Consider the following 3,421-nt stretch of genomic DNA (forward strand, 5'->3'; position numbering starts at 1 on the left):
AAAAAAAGACTGCTGTCTTGCTTTTTGGCAAGATCGCAGCCTTTTTTCTTGGGGACTTTTTTTACAGCCCCTTTTTTCTGTTTGCAGGAAAGCGGAATTTGCTTGCATAATTTGGGGCGTTTTTTTGCAAAGAAGCATAAAAATGCAATTATTTTATATTGATACTGCAAAATCGTCCGCGCAAGCTTAAACTAACTATTGATAATAGTCAATATCTTTTATTATCTATTTTATACCATGAAATTACATTTATTCATAAAAAATCGTTATAGATTTAAACGAAATGTAAAAAATCAGCTCACAAAATCTGCGTTTACCCTTGCAATTCAGAAAAATATGTGGTATAATTATATTGCTGTAATAGGAGCACAGCATGAAATGCTGGCAGTGTGTTTTCAATTGTCAGATGAATTTCTGTATAGCTTATGCTTAATAATAAGGAAAGAAAATGAATGTGCCGGCGTGTGCTGTTTCATTATAGCGCCTATTAACGATATTTTTTTTGAAAAGGAGTTATTGCAACATGTCAAAGATCGATTTGAGCAAGTACGGTATCACCGGAACTACAGAAGTTGTTTACAATCCTTCTTACGAGCAGCTGTTCGAGGAAGAAACAAAGCCAACACTCGAAGGCTATGAAAAGGGTCAGGAAAGTGAGCTTGGCGCAGTAAACGTTATGACAGGCGTTTATACAGGCCGTTCACCTAAAGATAAGTTCATCGTTATGGACGAAAATTCTAAGGACACTGTTTGGTGGACTTCTGACGAGTACAAGAACGACAACCACCCAGCTTCACAGGAGGCTTGGAAGTCTGTTAAGGAACTCGCTATCAAGGAGCTTTCAAATAAGAGACTTTTCGTAGTTGACGCATTCTGCGGCGCTAACAAGGATACAAGAATGGCTATCCGTTTCATCGTTGAGGTTGCTTGGCAGGCTCACTTTGTAACAAATATGTTCATCAAGCCAACTGCTGAGGAGCTTGAGAACTTTGAGCCTGACTTCGTTGTATACAACGCTTCAAAGGCTAAGGTAGAGAACTATAAGGAGCTTGGTCTTAACTCTGAGACAGCTGTTATGTTCAACATCACAAGCCGTGAGCAGGTAATCATCAACACTTGGTACGGCGGAGAGATGAAGAAGGGTATGTTCTCAATGATGAACTACTTCCTTCCACTCAAGGGCATGGCTTCAATGCACTGCTCAGCTAACACAGATAAGAACGGAGAGAACACAGCTATCTTCTTCGGTCTGTCTGGTACAGGTAAGACAACACTTTCTACAGACCCTAAGAGACTTCTTATCGGTGACGACGAGCATGGCTGGGACGACAACGGAGTATTCAACTTCGAGGGCGGTTGCTATGCAAAGGTCATCAACCTTGATAAGGATTCTGAGCCTGATATCTACAACGCTATCAGAAGAGACGCTCTTCTTGAGAACGTAACTCTTGACGAGAACGGCAAGATCGACTTTGCTGATAAGAGCGTTACAGAGAACACTCGTGTATCTTATCCTATCGACCATATCCAGAACATTGTAAGACCTATTTCTTCTGCACCTGCTGCAAAGAACGTTATCTTCCTTTCAGCAGACGCATTTGGCGTACTTCCTCCAGTATCTATCCTCACACCAGAGCAGACACAGTATTACTTCCTCTCTGGCTTTACTGCAAAGCTTGCAGGTACAGAGCGTGGAATCACTGAGCCTACACCAACATTCTCAGCTTGCTTCGGTCAGGCTTTCCTTGAGCTTCACCCAACAAAGTATGCTGAGGAGCTTGTTAAGAAGATGGAGAAGAGCGGTGCTAAGGCATACCTGGTAAACACAGGTTGGAACGGCACAGGCAAGAGAATCTCTATCAAGGATACTCGTGGAATTATCGACGCTATCCTTAACGGCGACATTCTCAACGCACCTACAAAGAAGATACCACACTTTGACTTTGAAGTTCCAACAGAGCTTCCAGGCGTTGATCCTGCAATTCTCGATCCTCGTGACACATATGCTGACGCTTCCGAGTGGGAGACAAAGGCTAAGGATCTTGCAAGCAGATTTGTTAAGAACTTTGCTAAGTATGAGGGCAACCCAGCAGGTAAGGCTCTTGTATCAGCAGGTCCAAAGGAATAATCAATAACTCTGATACTATTATATAGTATAAAAGCTGCTGTGCCTTTTGGTACGGCAGCTTTTTTGTGCTCTTGAAAAAGTGTGATGAAGGTGGTATAATTGGTATGGAGGCGAATTTAGTTTGGAAAAGAAGAATTATGCCGCAAGGGTGGCTATATATGCCATGGGGCTTGTGATACTTGCCGCAGGGATAACGATGAACATCAAAACAGGGCTAGGTGTATCCACTATTATATCAGTGCCATTTGCCATATCGAGTATATGGAATGTGAATTTTTCTCTTGTGACTTTTGCTACATATGCACTGTTCGTTGTGATAGAAATGATAATAAAAGGCAGCGACAGAACTGTTATAGACTGGCTGCAAATACCATTCAGCATTGTGTTCAGCCTGCTGCTGAATATGTTTTCAAAGCTGCTTGATTTCAATTTCGGGCATTTGTGGCAAAACACGCTGTATCTGGCAGCAGCGATAATCTGCACGGGTTCTGGAATGTCAATGATGATAGCCATGAAGTTCGTGCCGAATCCAGCCGACGGTCTTGCTCAGGCTATAGGAAAAGCCTTTGGAAAGAACATGGGCTTTGGCAAGAATATACTTGACGCATCGTGTGTTGCCATTGCCTGCGTGATAGGTCTGCTGTTTGACAAGCGGATAATAGGTATCGGTATCGGAACGGTGGCGGCAATGCTCCTTGTGGGAAGGTGCGTGGCAGTATTCGACCATTTCTTCAAAGACAGAATGAAAAGTGCCGCAGGGCTTGCAGAATAAAAAACGCCGCAGAGGACAGAAATCTCTGCGGTATTTTAGTATTTATATAATAAAAAATCCGCTCTACATAACGTAAAGCGGATACAAGCAAAAGCTTAAACTTTTGCTGGCGCGGATTGAGAGATTTGAACTCTCGCGCCCGTTTCCAGACCTACTCCCTTAGCAGGGGAGCCCCTTCACCACTTGGGTAAATCCGCAAACCTGTATATATAAAAAATGTGGCGGACAGGGTGGGATTCGAACCCACGGTACGTTGCCGTATCACTGGTTTTCAAGACCAGCTCCTTAAACCACTCGGACACCTGTCCACATTAATTATTTGTTTTGTGTCGTTCTCTCTCAGCGACTTAATTATTATAGCACAGTTCATCTGTCTTGTCAACCCCTTTTTCAAATTTTTTTTGCGAAATTTTTTTAAGCATAAATATTCCTTCGTATGCTAACGTGTAGGTTTGTCAATCATATTGGACACTATTATTAAGAAATTCGATAGGCGAAAACCATTTGAGGGGACGCATAGG

Annotated in this window: 3 protein-coding genes and 2 tRNA genes; 3 read left to right on the forward strand and 2 right to left on the reverse strand. The window is 42.6% G+C overall.

Features of this window, described 5'->3' with window-relative positions; all coding sequences use genetic code 11:
- The 3 genes from AB5123_RS14000 to AB5123_RS14010 all read left to right on the forward strand — a co-directional run.
- Positions 1–190, forward strand: a 190-nt coding sequence (locus AB5123_RS14000; RefSeq protein ID WP_368364970.1) for a hypothetical protein, incomplete at its 5' end; no start/stop codon positions are given.
- A 333-nt stretch (positions 191–523) separates the two neighbouring features.
- Positions 524–2,128 (forward strand): phosphoenolpyruvate carboxykinase (ATP), encoded by a 1,605-nt coding sequence (gene pckA / locus AB5123_RS14005; protein WP_287615257.1) that lies wholly within the window; start codon positions 524–526, stop codon positions 2,126–2,128.
- Between the two features lie 121 nt (positions 2,129–2,249).
- Positions 2,250–2,900, forward strand: a complete 651-nt coding sequence (locus tag AB5123_RS14010) for a YitT family protein (protein ID WP_243246370.1) — start codon at positions 2,250–2,252, stop codon at positions 2,898–2,900.
- Between the two features lie 107 nt (positions 2,901–3,007).
- Here AB5123_RS14010 and AB5123_RS14015 read toward each other — a convergent pair.
- Both AB5123_RS14015 and AB5123_RS14020 read right to left on the reverse strand, forming a co-directional pair.
- Positions 3,008–3,097: transfer RNA gene (locus AB5123_RS14015), tRNA-Ser, on the reverse strand.
- Between the two features lie 22 nt (positions 3,098–3,119).
- Positions 3,120–3,208, reverse strand: a tRNA-Ser gene (locus tag AB5123_RS14020).
- Positions 3,209–3,421: the final 213 nt, after the last annotated feature.

Origin of the sequence: Ruminococcus sp. RTP21204st1_B2_RTP21204_210225, from assembly GCF_040914135.1 — a bacterium.
Taxonomy (GTDB): Bacteria; Bacillota; Clostridia; order Oscillospirales; family Ruminococcaceae; genus Hominimerdicola; species Hominimerdicola aceti.